Source organism: Geminicoccus flavidas (assembly GCF_009806515.1).
Classification (GTDB): domain Bacteria; phylum Pseudomonadota; class Alphaproteobacteria; order Geminicoccales; family Geminicoccaceae; genus Geminicoccus; species Geminicoccus flavidus.
Genome location: NZ_WUJP01000644.1, coordinates 1 through 1,845, shown reverse-complemented (window position 1 = coordinate 1,845; position 1,845 = coordinate 1). Strand labels below are relative to the sequence as shown.

The window sequence follows — 1,845 nt, the reverse complement described above, 5'->3', positions numbered from 1 at the left end:
GATAGCGATCCGCGATGCATTGCAGGCAGCGCCCGATGATCGCGATCTTGGCCAGGACCACCCGGTCGATCAGCGGTGACCCCCTGTCAGATCGATCCCCCGGCCGAGACGCTCGACCCATGCCCGTACCGCCGGCTGGCGCTGCACCTGCTCTCGCTGAAACATTTCGACCAAGCTGTTCTCGTAGAAGTCCATCCGATCCGGATCGGCGGCCCTCAGCCAGCACGCTGAAGCGGAGCGGTAGGCTCGCCGCCCGCTGATCGACCAGATCGATGCGCTCCCAGAAAAGCAGATCGGCCATACGGCAGTTTGCCTCCAGCAGTTCAGCTGCCTGATAGCGCCCCGGCTCCAGCACCGCGATGTCCAGGTCGCTCTCCGGCCCAGCGGGGCCTAGCGCCGCGCTGCCGAAGAACCAGATCCCGACCACGTCCGGAAAGGCGGCACGCACCGCCGCCACGATTGTCCCGTCGTCCGGCACTGCTCTCATTCCGCCGCTTCCAGTGTGGTCGCACCGTAATAGTGCCACAGGAACAGGGCGCCGACACCACGCCAGGGCGTCCAGCCCTCCGTCGCCAGGCGCAGCTCCCGTTCGCCCGGCCGGCTTGGCAGGCCGCGCAGGCGCTGGTAGCCGACCTGCACGGCGAGGTCGCCGGCCGGCAGCACGTCGGCCCTGCCCAGCGCGAACAGGAGATAGATCTCGGCACTCCAGCGGCCAAAGCCCGGCAGCGCGGTGATCTCGGCCAGGATCTCCGCCTCGCTGGCCTCATGGTGACGGTCGAGCCGGAGCGTGCCAGCCTGTACGGCCCGGGCCAGCGCCTGGGCGTGGGCGATCTTGCGGTAGCCCATCCCGCATGCCCGCAGCGTCTCCACGGTCTGCGCCGCCAGCCAGTCATGGTCGGGTGCGGCCCCGGCCGCCACCTCCAGCCGGCGCCAGATCGCGGCTGCGGCCCGCACCGAGATCTGCTGGGCGGTCATGATCTGCAGGAGGGTGGCGAAGCCCGGCGGGCGGATCCGCGGCGGCGGATCGCCGATCCGGGCGCGCAGTCCCGCGACCTGCGGGTCACGCCCGGCCAGTTCGTCCATGCCCAGGCGGATCCGGGCCTCGTCGAGCGGGGTGAAGCCCATCATGCTGCCGTCCCAGGACCTGAAGCCGCAAGCTGCCCAGGAGAGCCTCATTGAGCAAGTCGGTCGTGCCGGTCGTGATCGGCAGCCTCATCCTGCTGGCGGCGGTGGCGGCCTCCGTCTGGCATGAATGGCGGGCCGCGTCGGCGGCCGACCTGCGCGCCGCCGTCCGTGCCGAAGTCGTCGATGCTGCGGCGGACCGGCCTGGAGATGTGCCGGACGGGCGGTTCGTCCGGGTCATGGGCGAGACCAGGGCTGCTGGCCCGGTGCAGGAGCCGGCACTCGGCCGGACGTTCCAGGTCCTGCGGCTGGATCGCGAGGTCGAGACCGCGCAGTGGCAGGAACGCCAGATCAACACCCAGGGCGGGCGCGACCTCGTCTATGAGCTGGTGTGGTCGGCGGTCCGAATCGATTCGACCCGGTTCCGCGATGCCGGCGGCGCCCACCCCAACCCGCCGCTGCGCCTGTCCAGCGCCAGCCTGGTCGCACCGTCGCCGATGCTGAGTGCCTGGCAGGCGGAGCCGCCGCTCTGGCTGGCCCTGCCGGCCACCGATCCGGTGGCCCTGCCCGAACGGCTGGAGGTGGCGGGGATCGGCACGGTGGCGCGCGGCGGTGAATGGTGGTGGTCGGGCGATCCGGACCGGCCGGCCCCGGGTGACATCCGGCTGCGCTACCGGTCCGTGCCGTTCGGGGTCGCGACGATGATCGGTCAGGCCCAAGCCG

General features: G+C 71.3%; 3 protein-coding genes. 1 reads left to right on the top strand and 2 read right to left on the bottom strand.

Annotated features, from left to right (window positions below; translation table 11 throughout):
* A partial coding sequence (locus EQG76_RS18165; protein ID WP_200840903.1) for a nucleotidyltransferase domain-containing protein occupies positions 1-457 on the bottom strand: 457 nt, incomplete at its 3' end.
* A 26-nt stretch (positions 458-483) separates the two neighbouring features.
* Complete coding sequence (locus EQG76_RS18160) at positions 484-1,128, bottom strand: DNA-3-methyladenine glycosylase family protein (protein ID WP_200840902.1); 645 nt, start codon at positions 1,126-1,128, stop codon at positions 484-486.
* Positions 1,129-1,175: 47 nt separating this feature from the next.
* Between EQG76_RS18160 and EQG76_RS18155 the strand changes: the two genes are divergently transcribed.
* The coding region (locus tag EQG76_RS18155) for a TMEM43 family protein (protein ID WP_159715792.1) at positions 1,176-1,845 on the top strand (670 nt) is incomplete at its 3' end.